The organism is Streptomyces sp. NPDC093260, from assembly GCF_040683715.1.
In the GTDB taxonomy this organism is placed as follows: domain Bacteria; phylum Actinomycetota; class Actinomycetes; order Streptomycetales; family Streptomycetaceae; genus Streptomyces; species Streptomyces sennicomposti.
In genome coordinates this window covers 1-15139 of sequence record NZ_JBFBEK010000025.1, presented here as the reverse complement: position 1 = coordinate 15139, position 15139 = coordinate 1, and the positions used below count along the sequence as shown (strand labels likewise).

Sequence of the window (15139 nt, the reverse complement as noted above, 5' to 3'; positions counted from 1 at the left end):
CGCGGGGGCGAGGGCGCGTACGCGCTGCCGCCCGGCGTCAGCCGCGCTGCGCCACGTCAGCGGCACCCGCTGCCGCGACGGCGGGCCAGCAGCCCGACCACCAGCACGGCGGCTCCCACGGCGCCCACGATCACCAACTGGCGCGGGTGACGCCGGCAGGCCTCGACCGCGCCGGAGACCGGCCGCCGGACCGAGTCCCCGGTCGTGTGCCCGGCCCGCTGCGCCGTGAGCTGCGCCCGGTGCCCCGCCTCGGCCGTCTTCTCCTGGACCCGGTGCCCGGCCAGCGCGGTCCTCTCCTGCACACGGTGGCCGGCCTGCGCGGCGGTGCTGCGCAGCTGGACCGTCAGCGCACCGGCCTTGTCCTTGAGGTCGGCCGCGCGGGCCCTGGCCCGGCCCTTCACATCGGCCTTGGCGGCCAGTTCCTCGACGGTGTCGCCGAGTTGGCTCCTGGTCCGCTCGATCTGCTGGCGCAGTTCGTCGGGGCCCTTCGCGCCGACGGCCCCCGTCGATCCGCCGCCCGCCCCCTGCGTCCTGTCCGTCATCGGTGGTGTGCCCTTTCCTTGATCTCCTCGACGTCCGCCTTGACGCTGCCGATCGTCCGCTGCGGCGTGGGCGGTCCGGCGCGATGCAGCTGGGCACGGCCGGTCAGCGCCAGCAGGCCCGCGGTCGCGAACAGCACGCCCGTCACGATGAGCGCCGCGGCCCACACGGGCAGCACCAGCGAGAGCGCGGCGACGCCCGTACCGGCGAGCGCGAACAGCCCGACGTAGGCGACGGCCCCCGCGGCGCCGAGCAGCCCGCCGCCCCGGCCCATGCTGCGGCCCTTGGCGGTCAGCTCCTCCTTGGCGAGGGCCGCTTCCTGCCTGATCAGCAGGGAGATCTGTTCGGTCGCCTGGTGGACGAGTTCGCCCACCGAGTGCTCGCCCGCCGGGCGGTCGCCCGCCAAGGGGCGCTCTTCGCGTACCGGCCTGGCAGGCCTGGCGTCGATGGTCCCGGTCACGGTGTCCCGCCTCCTCTCGGTTCGGAACACCCGGGTACCCCGCGTGGCCGTGGCTACCACCCTCGGCGTCGTACGCGGGGCGCGCGCCGCCGGGGCCGCCGGGGCACCGTGCCGCACCCCGCCCTCGCGGACCCCCCGGCGCTCAGTCCCGGCCCGCCGCGCCGCCGGCGCCGTGCTCGCCGAGACGGGCCAGCTGACTCTGGAACCAGTCGAGCCGTGCCTGCAACAGGGCTGCCTCGGCGACGAGTTCGGGCACGCCGAGGGCGTCGGGCGGGGCGTCGGCCCCGACCGCGTGAGGGGCGGAGTCAGGAACGGAGGGGGCGGGGACGATGGCGGGAGCGGCCACGACCCGCAGCCCCTCCCCGGCCAGCCGGGCGAAGGCGGCGAGCGTGACGGAGGTACGACCGCGCACGCAGCCCGCGCAGGCGGCGGCCAGGGCGAGGCGGCCGGGCCGGCCCCAGCCCGCGTCGGCCAGCGCGACGGCGGGTGCCCCGCAGCCGCACGGCCCGACCGTGGCCGTACGCACCCGCTGCCGGGCGTAGCGGAAACCGTGCTCGAAGCGGAGGTAGGCGCCGAGGACCGTGACCTCCAGGAGCACGGCGCCCCGGTGCTCGGCCGTGCACAGCAGGGCCTCGGCTGCCGCCCGGTCGTGCACGCAGTGGAAGCCGCAGTCGCACAGGCGGGCGGGCGGCCGGTGCCGGCGGCCGTAGACACAGGACGCGTCGGCGACGACGCCGTACGGCAGCGCGCCGCCGAGCGACACCCCGGTGAACCCGGCCCGGGCGCCGTCCCGGGACAACACCGGGTGGGCGATCTTGTAGCCGGTCGGCGGCTCCGCCGGGTGCTCGGTCGGCAGCCGCAGCCTCATCGGGCGGCCGGCACCTCTTCGGGCGCGGCGGTCCGCGGCTGCTGCTCCCGCTGGACCTCCACGGGACGTTCGGGACTCTCCTCCTCGCCCCGCGGCTGCTGCCGCTCCCGCGCGACTCCGGTGGCCAGTGCCTTGCCGAGCTTCATGACGCCTCCCATGAGCTGCCCGTCGGTGGACCTCAATGGACCTCATGCCCATGGTGACCCAGACCGGCCCTTTTGGACACAGCGCACGGAGGCGAATCCAGCACTGCTACGCGATACCCCGTAGAAGATTTAAGTGGAGCTACATCTTCTGTTCCCCCGAAACTACCGTTCATGAAGACACCCACGGCGACACGCACCGCCCCCGTCCCCGCGCCGGCTCCCTTCGGTCACGCCCTGTGCGCGATGATCACACCGTTCACGGCGGGGGGCGAGGCTCTCGACCTGGACGGAGCCCAGCGGCTCGCCGCGCGTCTGGTGACGGAGGGGTGCGACGGCCTGGTGCTGAACGGCACGACGGGCGAGTCGCCGACCACCACGGACGCGGAGAAGTCCGAGCTGATCCGGGCGGTACGGGAGGCGGTGGGCGACGGCGTCCCGATCGTGACCGGCGTGGGCACGGCCGACACCCGGCACACGGTGGAACTGACCCGCGCCGCGCACAAGGCGGGCGCGGACGCGGTGTTGGTCGTGCCGCCGTACTACAGCAGGCCGCCCCAGGAGGCGATCGAGGAACACTTCCGCACGGTGGCGGACGCCTCCGGAGTGCCGGTGATGCTGTACGACGTCCCCGCCCGCACCGGCGTCCGCGTCGAACCGGACACGCTGCTGAGACTGGCCGACCACCCGTCGATCGTGGCGGTCAAGGACTGCTCGAACGACTTCCTGGCCGCCCAGAAGCTCCTGTCCCGCACGGAGTTGGCGTACTACGCGGGCAGCGACGAACACAACCTCGCCCTCTACGCGGTCGGCGCCGCCGGTTACGTCAGCACGGTGGCGAACGTGATCCCCACCCGACTCCGCACGGTCCTGGACGAGTTCGACAAGGGCAACACGACGCAGGCGGCCCGCCTCCAACAACAGGCCACGCCCCTCATCGAGTCCCTCATGCACACCCCCCTGCCCGGCACCGTCACCACGAAGTCCCTCCTCACCGCCCTGGGCCACCCCGCAGGACCGCCCCGCCCCCCACTACGCCCGGCCACCCCCGAAACGACAGCAGCCCTCCTGGCGACACACGAACGGCTTACGGCCTGCTGACCTCCCACCGCGCACACCCCCGACACGACAAGGCGCCCTCCCCTGCCGGGAAGGGCGCCTGTGCATGACCGCCGGTCAGTTGTGGCTGTGCAGGACCTCGTTCAGGCCGCCCCAGACCGCGTTGTTCGGGCGGGCTTCCACCGCGCCGGTGACCGAGTTGCGGCGGAAGAGGATGTTGGAGGCGCCGGAGAGTTCGCGGGCCTTGACGATCTGTCCGTCCGGCATGGTCACGCGGGTGCCCGCGGTGATGTAGAGGCCGGCCTCGACCACGCACTCGTCGCCGAGGGCGATGCCCACGCCCGCCTCGGCGCCGATCAGGCAGCGCTCGCCGATGGAGATGATCACGTTGCCGCCACCGGAGAGCGTGCCCATCGTGGAGGCGCCGCCCCCGATGTCCGAGCCGTCGCCGACCACGACGCCCGCGGAGATGCGGCCCTCGACCATGGAGGTGCCGAGGGTGCCCGCGTTGAAGTTGACGAAGCCCTCGTGCATCACGGTGGTGCCCTCGGCGAGGTGCGCGCCGAGGCGGACGCGGTCGGCGTCGGCGATGCGGACGCCCTTGGGGGCGACGTAGTCCGTCATGCGCGGGAACTTGTCGATCGAGGTGACCTGGAGGTGCAGGCCCTCGGCGCGCGCGTTGAGGCGCACCTTCTCGATGTCGTCCACGGCGACCGGGCCGAGCGAGGTCCAGGCGACGTTGGCGAGGTGGCCGAAGATGCCCTCCAGGTTCTGGCCGTGCGGCCTGACCAGCCGGTGGGAGAGCAGGTGCAGACGCAGGTACACGTCGTGCGCGTCGAGGGGCTTCTCGTCCAGCGAGGCGATGACCGTGCGGACCGCGACCACTTCGACGCCCCGGCGGTTGTCCGGGCCGATCGCCGCGGTCGCGCCGCCGCCGAGGAGTTCGGCGGCCCGCTCGGCGGAGAGCCGCTCGGTGCCGGCCGGGCCGGGCTCGTCCGTCAGTTCGGGCGCGGGGAACCAGGTGTCGAGAACGGTGCCGTCGGCGGCGATCGTGGCGAGGCCGGCGGCCACGGCGCCGGTGGTGCGGGAAGCAGTGTCGGTCATGGGGAAAACCTAACGTGGGGCGGGGCGCGGGAGCGAACCGTGTCTCATGTGCCGGGCGCCGGTTCAGGGGATCACCCGAGCCAGCGCCTCCCGCGCGTACTCCTCGTCGTACGAACCGCCCGTCAGCAGCACGTGCAGGCAGATGCCGTCCATCAGCGCGACCAGGGCGCGGGCGGTGAGCGGATCGGTGCGGGGGGCCAGCAGCGCGGCGAGGTCGTTCGCCCATTCGGCGGCCGCCGGGCGCAGGGCGGGGCGCGCAGGGCGGCGAGGTACAGCTCGTACTCCAGCTCCGCTCCGGCGCGGTCGGGGGCCAGCCACTTCCCCAGGGCCGCGGCGAGTTCGCCGGCCAGCTCGCCGCGGGGGTCGGTCAGCCCCTCGTGCGCGCCGCACCACCCGGACCGCCGCGCCGATGATCCGCCGACGCCGGTCGGGGTCGCGGCGCCGGGGGCATCAGTGGCGCGCCCCGCCGAGGTTGAGCACGACCACTCCCCCGACGATCAGCAGGATGCCGCCGACCTTGGCCGCGGTCAGTTCCTCACCGAACAGCAGCAGCCCGAGCACGGCGACGGCCGCGGTGCCGACCCCCGACCAGATCGCGTACGCGGTGCCGATCTGCACCGACTTCAGCGCCTGGGCGAGCAGCACGAAGGAGATCACGTACCCGAGCGCCGTCAGCAGCGAGGGCCACAGCCTGCTGAATCCCTCGCTGTACTTCAGCGCCGTGGTGGCGACGACCTCGGCGGCGATGGCCCCGGCCAGCATCAGGTAACCCATGCGGGGAAGCGTAGTGAGCCGTGTGTACGCGCGTACACACGGCCTTTGGCCGAGGAACCTCGAGAACGGGGAACGGCGAGGTCCTGGTGGACCTCGCCGTTCCCCGTGCTTCCGCGGGTTGTTCCCGCTGGTGGTCTCAGACGTTGAACCCGAGCGCCCGGAGCTGCTCGCGGCCGTCGTCCGTGATCTTGTCGGGTCCCCACGGGGGCATCCAGACCCAGTTGATGCGCAGTTCGTTGACGAGGCCGTCCGTTGCGGACCTGGCCTGGTCCTCGATGACGTCGGTGAGCGGGCAGGCCGCCGACGTCAGGGTCATGTCGACGGTCGCGATGTTCGCGTCGTCGATGTGGATGCCGTAGATCAGGCCCAGGTTGACGACGTCGATGCCCAGCTCGGGGTCGACGACGTCCATCAGGGCCTCGCGGAGTTCCTCCTCCGAGGCCGGCTTCATCTCCACGGTCTCGCTCATGCGGTCTTCCTTTCGGCTTCGGCGCCGTCCAGCGCCTGGGCCGTCGCGTCCTTCCAGGCCATCCAGCTCAGCAGGGCGCACTTGACCCGGGCCGGGTACTTGGACACCCCGGCGAACGCCACCGCGTCCTCCAGGACGTCCTCCATCGCGTCGTCGGGCTCGATCTTCCCCTTGGACTGCATCAGCTCCAGGAAGGTCTCCTGGATCTTCTGCGCGTCGGCGAGTTCCTTGCCGACCAGGAGGTCGTTGAGCACGGACGCCGAGGCCTGGCTGATGGAGCAGCCCTGGCCCTCGTACGAGACGTCCTCGATCTTCGTGCCGTCGTACTTCACGCGCAGGGTGATCTCGTCGCCGCACGTCGGGTTGACGTGGTGCACCTCGGCGTCGCCGTCCCTCAGACCACGCCCGTGCGGGTGCTTGTAGTGGTCCAGGATGACTTCCTGGTACATGGAGTCCAGCTTCATGCGATCGCTCGTCCCGTCCCGTCAGCCGAAGAAGTTCCGTACGTGCTCCAGGCCGTCGACCAGGGCGTCGATCTCGGCCGGCGTGGAGTACAGATAGAACGACGCTCGCGTGGTCGCAGGAATTCCGTAGCGCAGGCAGACCGGCCGCGCGCAGTGGTGGCCCACGCGCACCGCGATGCCCTGCTCGTCGAGGACCTGGCCCACGTCGTGCGGGTGGATGTCGCCCAGCGTGAAGGAGATCGCCGCACCACGGTCCTCGGCCGTCGTCGGGCCGATGATCCTGAGGTCAGGGACCTGCGTCAGCCGCTTGACCGCGTACTCGGTCAGCGCGTGCTCGTGGGCGAGGATCTTGTCCATGCCGATCGAGTCCAGGTAGTCGATCGCCGCGCCGAGGCCGACCGCCTGCGCGATCGGCGGGGTGCCCGCCTCGAACTTGTGCGGGGCCGGCGCGTACGTCGAGGAGTGCATCGAGACGGTCTCGATCATCTCGCCGCCGCCGAGGAACGGAGGCAGGTCCTCCAGCAGCTCCTGGCGGCCCCAGAGCACACCGATGCCGGTCGGACCGCACATCTTGTGACCGGTGAAGGCCACGAAGTCGGCCTGCAGTGCCTGCACGTCCAGCGGCATGTGCGGGGCGGCCTGCGAGGCGTCGACGCAGACCAGGGCGCCGACCTCCTGGGCGCGGCGGACTATCGCCTCGACCGGGTTGAGGGTGCCGAGGATGTTGGAGACCAGCACGAAGGAGACGATCTTCGTCTTCTCGGTGATGACCTCGTCGAGGTTCGACAGGTCGAGCCGGCCGTCGTCGGTGAGGCCGAACCACTTCAGCTTCGCGCCCGTGCGCTGCGCGAGCAGCTGCCAGGGAACGATGTTGGAGTGGTGCTCCATCTCCGTGATGACGATCTCGGTTTCGTGGTCCACCCGGTAGGGCTCGTCGGCCCAGCCGAGCATGTTCGCCACGAGGTTGAGCGACTCCGAGGCGTTCTTCGTGAAGATCACCTCGTCGCGGCTCGGCGCGTTGATGAACGCGGCGACCTTGTCGCGCGCGCCCTCGTACAGCGCCGTGGCCTCCTCGGCGAGCACGTGCACGCCTCGGTGCACGTTGGCGTTGTGCTGCTCGTAGTACTCGTTCAGGACGTCGATGACCTGGCGCGGGGTCTGCGAGGTCGCGGCGTTGTCGAGGTAGACGAGCTTCTTCCCGTCGTGGACCACGCGGTCCAGGACAGGGAAGTCCTTGCGGAGCGCCTCGGTGTCGAGGAGGCCCGGCAGCTGTGTCACGCGGATGCGCCACCCTTCACGTATGCCTCGTAGCCCTCGTTCTCCAGCTTGTCCGCGAGTTCCGGGCCGCCGGACTCGACGATGCGGCCGCCGGCGAACACGTGGACGTGGTCGGGCTTGATGTAGCGCAGGATGCGCGTGTAGTGCGTGATCAGCAGGGTGCCGACCTCGCCGGTCTCGCGGACGCGGTTGACGCCCTCGGAGACGATCCGCAGCGCGTCGACGTCCAGACCGGAGTCCGTCTCGTCGAGGATCGCGATCTTCGGCTTGAGCAGTTCGAGCTGGAGGATCTCGTGGCGCTTCTTCTCACCGCCGGAGAAGCCCTCGTTGACGTTGCGCTCGGCGAAGGAGGGGTCCATGTGGAGCCGCTCCATGGTCTCCTTGACCTCCTTCACCCAGGTGCGCAGCTTGGGGGCCTCGCCGCGGATGGCGGTGGCGGAGGTGCGCAGGAAGTTGGAGACCGAGACGCCGGGGACCTCGACCGGGTACTGCATGGCCAGGAACAGGCCGGCGCGGGCGCGCTCGTCGACGGACATCTCCAGGACGTCCTCGCCGTCGAGGGTGACGGTGCCGCCGGTGATCGTGTACTTGGGGTGACCCGCGAGCGAGTAGGCGAGGGTGGACTTGCCCGAGCCGTTGGGGCCCATGATGGCGTGCGTCTCGCCCTGCTTCACGGTCAGGTCGACACCCTTGAGGATCTCCTTCGTGGCGTTGTCGGCCTCGACGGTGACGTGCAGGTCTCGGATTTCAAGCGTTGCCATGGGTGCCTCAGGACTCCTGGGAGAGGGAGACGAGCACGTCGTCCCCTTCGATCTTTACGGGGTATACGGGGACGGGACGCGTCGCCGGAAGACTGTCGGGCTTGCCGGAGCGGAGGTCGAAGCGCGAGCCGTGCAGCCAGCACTCGATGTGGCAGTCGTCGACCTCGCCCTCGGCCAGCGAGACGTTCGCGTGCGAACAGATGTCGTAGATCGCGAACACCTCGCCCTCGGTGTGCACCACGGAGATGGGCGTGCCGTCGAGTTCCACCCGCTTGGGGGTGTCCTCCTCCAGCTCGCTCAGCCCGCAGACGCGGACAAAGGCACCGCTCATGCGACGGACGCCTCCAGCTCCTCCTCGATCCTGGCGAGCAGGCGCTCCTCGATGTCGGCGACACCGATCTGCTGGACCAGCTCGGCGAAGAAGCCGCGGACCACGAGGCGGCGGGCCTCGTGCTCCGGGATGCCGCGGGCCATCAGGTAGAAGAGCTGCTCGTCGTCGAAGCGGCCGGTGGCGGAGGCGTGGCCGGCGCCGACGATCTCGCCGGTCTCGATCTCCAGGTTCGGCACGGAGTCGACCCGGGAGCCGTCGGTCAGCACCAGGTTGCGGTTCATCTCGTAGGTGTCGGTGCCCTCGGCCTTGGCCTCGATGAGGACGTCGCCGATCCACACGGCGTGCGCGTCGTCGCCCTGGAGGGCGCCCTTGTAGACCACGTTCGACTTGCAGTGCGGCGTGTTGTGGTCGACGAAGAGCCGGTGCTCCTGGTGCTGGCCGGCGTCGGTGAAGTACAGGCCGAACATCTCGACCTCACCGCCGGTGCCCGCGTACGTCACCCGGGGGTGCAGCCGGACCAGGTCGCCGCCGAAGGTGACGACGACCGACTTGAGGGCGGCGTCGCGGCCGATGAGGGCGTTGTGCTGGCCCACGTGGACGGCCTTGTCGTCCCAGTCCTGGACGGAGACGACGGTCAGCTTGGCGCCGTCGCCGATCAGGTAGTCGACGTTGGCGGCGAGGACCGCGTCACCGGTGTGGTCGATGACGACGACGGCCTCGGCGAAGGCCTCCAGCTCGATGACCTGGTGGCCGTAGGCGGTGCCTCCCTCGCCGTGCACGGCGATGCGGATCGGCTCGGTGAGGACGGTCTCCTTGGGGACGGTCACGACCGAGGCGTGCTCGAAGGCGGAGTAGGCCTGGGCGGCCACGCGGTCCACCGGGGCGCCGGCCCGGCCGAGCCGGGCGTCGTCGCGGCCGACGGTCTCCACGCGCACGCCCTCGGGGGCCTGGACGTCGACCTTCACGCCGCCGGTGGCGCTGGCGGTGCCGTCGTGCAGACCGCGCAGCCGGTCCAGCGGGGTGAAGCGCCACTCCTCCTCGCGGCCGTGCGGGACCGGGAAGTCCGCCACGTCGAACGAGGGCGGCGCGCTCATGCGCGTGGCGACGGTCGACTCGGCGGCCACCGCGATCTGGCCCGCGGTTGTCGAGCCCACGGGGATGTTCTGAGCCTCAGCCATGGCTGTCGGTCTGCTCTCTTTCCTGCGTCAGTTGTGATCCTCGGCCCGCCCACGAGGGCGGGCCGTCGCCGCTGGTGAGGGCGGTCGTCAGCCGACCGCGCCCTCCATCTGCAGCTCGATCAGCCGGTTCAGCTCCAGGGCGTACTCCATGGGGAGCTCCTTGGCGATCGGCTCGACGAAGCCGCGCACGATCATCGCCATCGCCTCGAACTCGGACAGACCGCGGCTCATCAGGTAGAAGAGCTGGTCCTCGGAGACCTTGGAGACGGTCGCCTCGTGGCCCATGGACACGTCGTCCTCGCGGACGTCCACGTAGGGGTAGGTGTCGGAGCGGGAGATGGTGTCCACGAGCAGCGCGTCGCACAGCACGTTGGACTTGGAGCCCGCGGCGCCCTCGCCGATCTCGACCAGACCGCGGTAGGAGGTGCGGCCGCCGCCGCGCGCCACCGACTTGGAGACGATGTTGGACGAGGTGTTGGGCGCCATGTGGACCATCTTGGAACCGGCGTCCTGGTGCTGGCCCTCGCCGGCGAAGGCGATGGACAGGGTCTCGCCCTTGGCGTGCTCGCCCATCAGGTAGACGGCCGGGTACTTCATCGTCACCTTGGAGCCGATGTTGCCGTCGATCCACTCCATGGTCGCGCCCTCGTACGCCACGGCGCGCTTGGTGACCAGGTTGTAGACGTTGTTCGACCAGTTCTGGATGGTCGTGTAACGGCAGCGGGCGTTCTTCTTGACGATGATCTCGACGACCGCGCTGTGCAGCGAGTCGGACTTGTAGATCGGGGCGGTGCAGCCCTCGACGTAGTGCACGTAGGCGCCCTCGTCGACGATGATCAGGGTCCGCTCGAACTGGCCCATGTTCTCCGTGTTGATGCGGAAGTAGGCCTGGAGCGGGATCTCCACGTGGACGCCCGGCGGGACGTAGATGAAGGAGCCGCCGGACCACACCGCGGTGTTCAGCGACGCGAACTTGTTGTCGCCGACCGGGATGACCGTGCCGAAGTACTCCTTGAAGAGGTCCGGGTGCTCCTTGAGAGCGGTGTCGGTGTCCAGGAAGATGACGCCCTGCTCCTCCAGGTCCTCGCGGATCTGGTGGTAGACGACCTCCGACTCGTACTGCGCGGCGACGCCCGCGACCAGGCGCTGCTTCTCCGCCTCGGGGATGCCCAGCTTGTCGTAGGTGTTCTTGATGTCCTCGGGCAGGTCCTCCCAGGACTCCGCCTGCTTCTCCGTGGAGCGCACGAAGTACTTGATGTTGTCGAAGTCGATGCCCGACAGGTCCGAGCCCCAGTTCGGCATGGGCTTCTTCTCGAACAGCCGCAGGCCCTTGAGGCGGAGCTTGGTCATCCACTCCGGCTCGTTCTTCTTGGCGGAGATGTCCCGGACGACTTCCTCGTTCAGACCGCGCTTCGCGGAGGCGCCGGCCTCGTCGGAGTCGGCCCAGCCGTATTCGTACTTGCCCAGGCCCTCGAGTTCGGGGTGGGCAGTCTCCGTGGGGAGAGTCATGCGGGGTTCCTCCCGGCCGTGCTAGCAGATGCGTCAGTGGAAATCTGGGGGATGAACGTCGTGCAGACGCCGTCGCCGTGCGCGATGGTCGCCAGTCGCTGGACGTGGGTACCCAGCAACTCCGCGAAGATCTCGGTCTCCGCCTCGCAGAGCTGCGGGAACTGCTCCGCGACGTGGGCGACCGGGCAGTGGTGCTGGCAGAGCTGCTCGCCCTTGTGCGGGAGGGGCGCGCTGCGCGCCGTAGCAGCGTACCCGTCGGCGCTCAGGGCCTTCGCCAGCGCTCCGGCGCGCTCGTCGGGGCCCACCGCCTCGATGGCCTTGCGGTACGCGCGCGCCTGCGCGGCGATGCGGGCGCGGGCGAAGGCGGCGACCGCCTCCTGGCCGCCCTCCCGCTCGGCGATCCAGCGCAGCGCGTCCGCGGCGAGCTTGTCGTACGACTGGTCGAAGGCGTCGCGGCCGCAGTCGGTGAGCGCGAACACCTTCGCGGGCCGGCCGCGCGTCCGCGCCCCGTACACCCGCCGCTCGCGCGCCTCGACGACGTCGTCGGCGAGCAGGGCGTCCAGGTGGCGCCGCACGGCGGCCTGGGTCAGTCCCAGCCGTCCGGCCAGTTCGGCGACGGTCGACGGGCCGTGGTCCAGGATGGACCGCGCGACCCGGTTGCGCGTGGAGCGCTCACCGGTCGCCAGTTCCTCCTGGGGGGTCCCCGCGGGGGTCTCCCGAGCCTCGTCGACGTTTTTCACAACGCCATTGTTGCGTAATTCCTCAGGGCCTGACAAGCGGCCTTGATCCGCACGAGTGGTGCCCTGCATCACTTAGGCGTCCCTAACTTGACCTGCGGAAACGATCTTTGATCGATCAGACGAGTGGCGTCCGCCAGGCCGTGCGCCACCCCTTGACCGGCCCGCACCCCCTCCGACCGGCCCGCTGGTGACCCGCGCCACCCTTGCCGAAAACCTGCGCGACCCCGGCGTACGCCGTGTCGTGACGCTTCCCCGGCGGGCGCGGTGGCGTACGCGGAGCGCCGGCTTCCGGTGCACCGGCCCCGCGAGGACGACTTCACCCACCCGGGGGTCTGAGCCGCCCGTCGCGAACCTAGACTCTGGACCCATGCGAAGTGAGCCCGTGGTCGAAGTACAGGCCCTGGTGAAGCGGTACGGCACGAAGACCGCGGTGGACGGCCTCGACCTGGTGGCCCGGGCGGGTGTGACCGCCGTGCTCGGCCCCAACGGCGCCGGCAAGACCACGACGGTCGAGACCTGCGAGGGGTACCGGAAGCCGGATTCCGGCACGGTGCGCGTCCTGGGTCTCGACCCCGTGCGGCAGTCGGCCGAGCTGCGGCCCCGGATCGGCGTGATGCTCCAGTCCGGGGGCGTGTACTCGGGCGCGCGGGCCGACGAGATGCTGCGGCACGTCGCCAAGCTGCACGCCCACCCGCTGGACGTGGACGCGTTGGTCGAACGGCTCGGGCTCGGCGGCTGCGGCCGGACCTCGTACCGCCGGCTCTCCGGCGGCCAGCAGCAGCGCCTCGCGCTCGCCATGGCCGTGGTCGGCCGGCCCGAGCTGGTCTTCCTCGACGAGCCGACCGCGGGCCTCGACCCGCAGGCCCGCCGGGCCACCTGGGACCTGGTGCGCGACCTGCGTGCCGACGGCGTCTCCGTGATCCTCACCACGCACTACATGGAGGAGGCGGAGCAGCTCGCCGACGACGTCGCGATCGTCGACGCGGGCCGGGTCGTCGTCCAGGGCTCCCCGGAGCAGCTGTGCCGCGGCGGCGCGGAGAACACCCTGCGCTTCACCGGCCGCCCCGGCCTCGACGTCGCGTCCCTGCTCAAGGCGCTGCCCACGGACTCGTCGGCCGCCGAGCTGACCCCCGGCTCCTACCGGGTCGTCGGCAAGGTCGATCCCCAGTTGCTCGCCACGGTCACGTCCTGGTGCGCGCAACACGGGGTGATGCCCGACCGGATCTCGGTGGAGCGGCACACTTTGGAGGACGTTTTTCTTGAGCTGACAGGCAAGGAGCTGCGCTCGTGAATCCGATCCGCACGGAGCCCTGCCGGGGGTCCGGGGGTCGCCCCCCGGGCAGGCACAGTCTTGAGCTGACAGGCAAGGAGCTGCGCTCGTGAATCCGGTCCGCACGGAGCCCTGCCGGGGGTCCGGGGGTCGCCCCCCGGGCAGGCACAGTCTTGAGCTGACAGGCAAGGAGCTGCGCTCGTGACCCTCACCACCGGCACCGGCGCCGGCAGTGGCGCCGCCACCGGCGCGTACGCCCCGCGGCCCGGCGCCGCCCCGCTGCCGCGCATGATCGCGGCGCAGGCGGCGCTGGAGACGAAGATGCTGCTGCGCAACGGCGAGCAGCTCCTCCTCACCGTCGTGATCCCCACCCTGCTGCTGGTGCTGTTCAGCGCGGTGGACATCGTGGACACCGGTGCGGGCGAGGCCGTGGACTTCCTCACACCGGGGGTCCTGGCGCTCGCCGTGATGTCGACGGCGTTCACCGGGCAGGCCATCGCGACCGGCTTCGAGCGGCGCTACGGCGTGCTGAAGCGGCTGGCCGCCTCGCCGCTGCCGCGCTGGGGGCTGATGACCGCCAAGACGGCGTCGGTGCTGGTCACCGAGGTGCTCCAGATCGTCCTGCTGACCGTGATCGCCTTCGCGCTCGGCTGGTCCCCGCACGGCGACCCGCTCGCGGTGCTCCTGCTGCTGGTCCTCGGCACGGCCGCCTTCTCCGGCCTCGGCCTGCTGATGGCCGGCACCCTGAAGGCCGAGGCCACGCTGGCCGCCGCGAACCTGGTGTTCCTGCTGCTGCTGGTCGGCGGCGGGGTCATCGTCCCGCTGGACAAGTTCCCCTCCGGCGCGCAGGACGTGCTGGGTCTGCTGCCCATCTCGGCCCTGTCCGACGGGCTGCGGGACGTCCTCCAGCACGGTGCGGGCATGCCCTGGGGCGACCTGGGGATCCTCGCCGGATGGGCGGTCGCGGCGCTGGCGGCGGCCGGGCGGTTCTTCCGCTGGGAGTAGGCCACCCGGGCGACGCGCGGGACCCTCGTGAACGCGTGCACAAGCGGACGCCTACCATGGGACGCGTGCCAAAGCTGACTCGCGCGGACGTCGTATCCGCGGCGCGCAACCCGCTCGCCTTCATCGCCGAACGCTGGACCCCGCAGCCGCGGACCGTCCGGCGGGCGGCCCTCGCCGCGCTCGTCATGGCGGTCGTCATCGTCGTGACCGGCGGCGCCGTCCGCCTGACCGGCTCGGGCCTCGGCTGCCCGACCTGGCCGACCTGCACGGACGACTCGCTCACCACCACGCGGGCGATGGGCTTCCACGGGGCGATCGAGTTCGGCAACCGCATGCTGACATACGTGCTGTGCGCCGCCGTCGGCTGGGCGATCATCGCCGCACGCTCCGCGAAGCCGTGGCGGCGCGGACTGACCCGGCTGGGCTGGCTCCAGTTCTGGATCGTCATGGGCAACGCGGTGCTCGGGGGCATCGTCGTCCTCGTCGGTCTGAACCCGTACACCGTCGCGGCGCACTTCCTGCTGTCCACGGCGCTGATCGCGGTCGCCACGGTGATGTGGCAGCGCACCCGCGAGGGCGACGCCGAGCCGCGTCCACTCGTCGGCAAGGCGGTGCAGCAGCTGGTGTGGTTCCTGGTCGTGGCGAGCGTGCTGCTGATCACGGTGGGCACGGTCGTGACCGGCGCGGGCCCGCACGCGGGGGACTCGGCCGAGGTCGAGCGCATCCGGCTGGACTGGGAGACGATCGCCAAGGCGCACGCGGTGCTGGCCTGGATCGTGGTGACCCTGACGTTCGCCCTGTGGTTCGTCCTCAAGGCCGTCGACGCGCCCAAGGGGCCGCTGGACCGGACACGGGACCTGTTCGTCGTCCTGCTCCTGCAGGGCGTCATCGGCTACGTCCAGTACTTCACGCATCTGCCCGAGGCGCTGGTGGCCGCGCACATGCTCGGTTCGTGCCTGATGTGGATCGGCGTGCTGCGAGTGCTGCTGTCACTGCGCGAGCGCCCCGACCCGGTGGCCGGCCTGCCGGGACCGGCCGCGGAGACGGAGCTGGCCACGGCGTGACGGGCGGCCGGGCGGCGCCCGGCCGCCCCGCCGCACCTGAGGGCTCGGAGGGCGGGACAGACAGCGTCTGTCCCGCCCTCCGAGCCCTCAGGCCGTTCAGCCCGTGCCGGGGGCGGCCCGCT

Annotated in this window: 18 protein-coding genes and 1 pseudogene; 4 read left to right on the top strand and 15 right to left on the bottom strand. The window is 71.2% G+C overall.

Annotation, left to right across the window (positions count from 1 at the left end):
- Positions 1–56: 56 nt before the first annotated feature.
- The 4 genes from AB0N63_RS26940 to AB0N63_RS26925 all read right to left on the bottom strand — a co-directional run bounded on the left by AB0N63_RS26940 (position 57) and on the right by AB0N63_RS26925 (position 2014).
- On the bottom strand, positions 57–542 hold the full coding sequence (locus tag AB0N63_RS26940; RefSeq protein WP_365532523.1) for a DUF3618 domain-containing protein: 486 nt from the start codon (positions 540–542) through the stop codon (positions 57–59).
- Complete coding sequence (locus AB0N63_RS26935; RefSeq protein WP_365532520.1) at positions 539–1000, bottom strand: phage holin family protein; 462 nt, start codon at positions 998–1000, stop codon at positions 539–541. Before AB0N63_RS26935 ends, AB0N63_RS26940 begins: the two co-directional genes overlap by 4 nt.
- A 142-nt stretch (positions 1001–1142) precedes the next feature.
- A complete protein-coding gene (locus tag AB0N63_RS26930; RefSeq protein WP_365532518.1) occupies positions 1143–1868 on the bottom strand; it encodes a hypothetical protein in 726 nt (241 codons plus the stop codon).
- Positions 1865–2014, bottom strand: a complete 150-nt coding sequence (locus AB0N63_RS26925; RefSeq protein ID WP_365532516.1) for a hypothetical protein — start codon at positions 2012–2014, stop codon at positions 1865–1867. The genes AB0N63_RS26930 and AB0N63_RS26925 overlap by 4 nt, the downstream gene beginning before the upstream one ends.
- A gap of 171 nt (positions 2015–2185) precedes the next feature.
- Here AB0N63_RS26925 and dapA point away from each other — a divergent pair, with 171 nt between their 5' ends.
- Positions 2186–3112: a 4-hydroxy-tetrahydrodipicolinate synthase gene (dapA, locus tag AB0N63_RS26920; protein WP_365532514.1), complete on the top strand. Its 927-nt coding sequence runs from the start codon at positions 2186–2188 to the stop codon at positions 3110–3112.
- 75 nt (positions 3113–3187) lie between these two features.
- Here the strand turns inward: dapA and dapD are convergent, their stop codons facing one another.
- The 11 genes and pseudogenes from dapD to AB0N63_RS26865 all read right to left on the bottom strand — a co-directional run bounded on the left by dapD (position 3188) and on the right by AB0N63_RS26865 (position 11678).
- Complete coding sequence (dapD, locus tag AB0N63_RS26915) at positions 3188–4174, bottom strand: 2,3,4,5-tetrahydropyridine-2,6-dicarboxylate N-succinyltransferase (protein ID WP_365532512.1); 987 nt, start codon at positions 4172–4174, stop codon at positions 3188–3190.
- Between the two features lie 63 nt (positions 4175–4237).
- Positions 4238–4588 (bottom strand): annotated as a pseudogene (locus AB0N63_RS26910) (hypothetical protein).
- Positions 4589–4624: 36 nt separating this feature from the next.
- The gene (locus AB0N63_RS26905; RefSeq protein WP_365532509.1) at positions 4625–4948 is read right to left on the bottom strand and encodes a multidrug efflux SMR transporter; all 324 of its coding nucleotides are present in this window, start codon (positions 4946–4948) and stop codon (positions 4625–4627) included.
- A 136-nt stretch (positions 4949–5084) separates the two neighbouring features.
- On the bottom strand, positions 5085–5417 hold the full coding sequence (locus AB0N63_RS26900; RefSeq protein ID WP_365532507.1) for a metal-sulfur cluster assembly factor: 333 nt from the start codon (positions 5415–5417) through the stop codon (positions 5085–5087).
- A complete protein-coding gene (gene sufU, locus AB0N63_RS26895; protein ID WP_365532505.1) occupies positions 5414–5881 on the bottom strand; it encodes a Fe-S cluster assembly sulfur transfer protein SufU in 468 nt (155 codons plus the stop codon). Before sufU ends, AB0N63_RS26900 begins: the two co-directional genes overlap by 4 nt.
- Before the next feature lie 21 nt (positions 5882–5902).
- Positions 5903–7159: a cysteine desulfurase gene (locus AB0N63_RS26890; protein WP_365532503.1), complete on the bottom strand. Its 1257-nt coding sequence runs from the start codon at positions 7157–7159 to the stop codon at positions 5903–5905.
- Positions 7156–7920 carry a Fe-S cluster assembly ATPase SufC gene (gene sufC / locus AB0N63_RS26885; protein WP_009187972.1) on the bottom strand — a complete coding sequence of 255 codons (765 nt, stop codon included), beginning with the start codon at positions 7918–7920 and terminating at the stop codon, positions 7156–7158. Before sufC ends, AB0N63_RS26890 begins: the two co-directional genes overlap by 4 nt.
- A 7-nt stretch (positions 7921–7927) precedes the next feature.
- The gene (locus AB0N63_RS26880) at positions 7928–8251 is read right to left on the bottom strand and encodes a non-heme iron oxygenase ferredoxin subunit (RefSeq protein ID WP_365532501.1); all 324 of its coding nucleotides are present in this window, start codon (positions 8249–8251) and stop codon (positions 7928–7930) included.
- On the bottom strand, positions 8248–9429 hold the full coding sequence (gene sufD / locus AB0N63_RS26875; RefSeq protein WP_365532498.1) for a Fe-S cluster assembly protein SufD: 1182 nt from the start codon (positions 9427–9429) through the stop codon (positions 8248–8250). Before sufD ends, AB0N63_RS26880 begins: the two co-directional genes overlap by 4 nt.
- Positions 9430–9516: 87 nt before the next feature.
- Positions 9517–10938 carry a Fe-S cluster assembly protein SufB gene (sufB, locus tag AB0N63_RS26870; RefSeq protein ID WP_365532497.1) on the bottom strand — a complete coding sequence of 474 codons (1422 nt, stop codon included), beginning with the start codon at positions 10936–10938 and terminating at the stop codon, positions 9517–9519.
- Positions 10935–11678 (bottom strand): ArsR family transcriptional regulator, encoded by a 744-nt coding sequence (locus AB0N63_RS26865; protein ID WP_365532494.1) that lies wholly within the window; start codon positions 11676–11678, stop codon positions 10935–10937. The genes sufB and AB0N63_RS26865 overlap by 4 nt, the downstream gene beginning before the upstream one ends.
- 367 nt (positions 11679–12045) lie before the next feature.
- Here AB0N63_RS26865 and AB0N63_RS26860 point away from each other — a divergent pair, with 367 nt between their 5' ends.
- The 3 genes from AB0N63_RS26860 to AB0N63_RS26850 all read left to right on the top strand — a co-directional run bounded on the left by AB0N63_RS26860 (position 12046) and on the right by AB0N63_RS26850 (position 15017).
- Positions 12046–12969 carry an ABC transporter ATP-binding protein gene (locus AB0N63_RS26860; protein ID WP_365532491.1) on the top strand — a complete coding sequence of 308 codons (924 nt, stop codon included), beginning with the start codon at positions 12046–12048 and terminating at the stop codon, positions 12967–12969.
- Between the two features lie 180 nt (positions 12970–13149).
- Positions 13150–13953, top strand: a complete 804-nt coding sequence (locus tag AB0N63_RS26855) for an ABC transporter permease (RefSeq protein WP_365532490.1) — start codon at positions 13150–13152, stop codon at positions 13951–13953.
- A 56-nt stretch (positions 13954–14009) separates the two neighbouring features.
- Entirely contained in the window at positions 14010–15017 is a 1008-nt protein-coding gene (locus AB0N63_RS26850) for a COX15/CtaA family protein (protein WP_365532488.1), read from the top strand.
- Positions 15018–15139: the final 122 nt, after the last annotated feature.

Excerpts from the sequence above, each read along its gene's own strand:
- AB0N63_RS26850 (WP_365532488.1), top strand. The coding sequence starts at position 14,010 with ATGGGACGCGTGCCAAAGCTGACTCGCGCGGACGTCGTATCCGCGGCG.
- dapD (WP_365532512.1), bottom strand. The coding sequence starts at position 4,174 with ATGACCGACACTGCTTCCCGCACCACCGGCGCCGTGGCCGCCGGCCTC.
- dapA (WP_365532514.1), top strand. The coding sequence starts at position 2,186 with ATGAAGACACCCACGGCGACACGCACCGCCCCCGTCCCCGCGCCGGCT.
- AB0N63_RS26930 (WP_365532518.1), bottom strand. The coding sequence starts at position 1,868 with ATGAGGCTGCGGCTGCCGACCGAGCACCCGGCGGAGCCGCCGACCGGC.
- sufB (WP_365532497.1), bottom strand. The coding sequence starts at position 10,938 with ATGACTCTCCCCACGGAGACTGCCCACCCCGAACTCGAGGGCCTGGGC.
- AB0N63_RS26925 (WP_365532516.1), bottom strand. The coding sequence starts at position 2,014 with ATGAAGCTCGGCAAGGCACTGGCCACCGGAGTCGCGCGGGAGCGGCAG.
- AB0N63_RS26905 (WP_365532509.1), bottom strand. The coding sequence starts at position 4,948 with ATGGGTTACCTGATGCTGGCCGGGGCCATCGCCGCCGAGGTCGTCGCC.
- sufU (WP_365532505.1), bottom strand. The coding sequence starts at position 5,881 with ATGAAGCTGGACTCCATGTACCAGGAAGTCATCCTGGACCACTACAAG.
- AB0N63_RS26880 (WP_365532501.1), bottom strand. The coding sequence starts at position 8,251 with ATGAGCGGTGCCTTTGTCCGCGTCTGCGGGCTGAGCGAGCTGGAGGAG.
- sufD (WP_365532498.1), bottom strand. The coding sequence starts at position 9,429 with ATGGCTGAGGCTCAGAACATCCCCGTGGGCTCGACAACCGCGGGCCAG.
- sufC (WP_009187972.1), bottom strand. The coding sequence starts at position 7,920 with ATGGCAACGCTTGAAATCCGAGACCTGCACGTCACCGTCGAGGCCGAC.
- AB0N63_RS26940 (WP_365532523.1), bottom strand. The coding sequence starts at position 542 with ATGACGGACAGGACGCAGGGGGCGGGCGGCGGATCGACGGGGGCCGTC.
- AB0N63_RS26900 (WP_365532507.1), bottom strand. The coding sequence starts at position 5,417 with ATGAGCGAGACCGTGGAGATGAAGCCGGCCTCGGAGGAGGAACTCCGC.
- AB0N63_RS26860 (WP_365532491.1), top strand. The coding sequence starts at position 12,046 with ATGCGAAGTGAGCCCGTGGTCGAAGTACAGGCCCTGGTGAAGCGGTAC.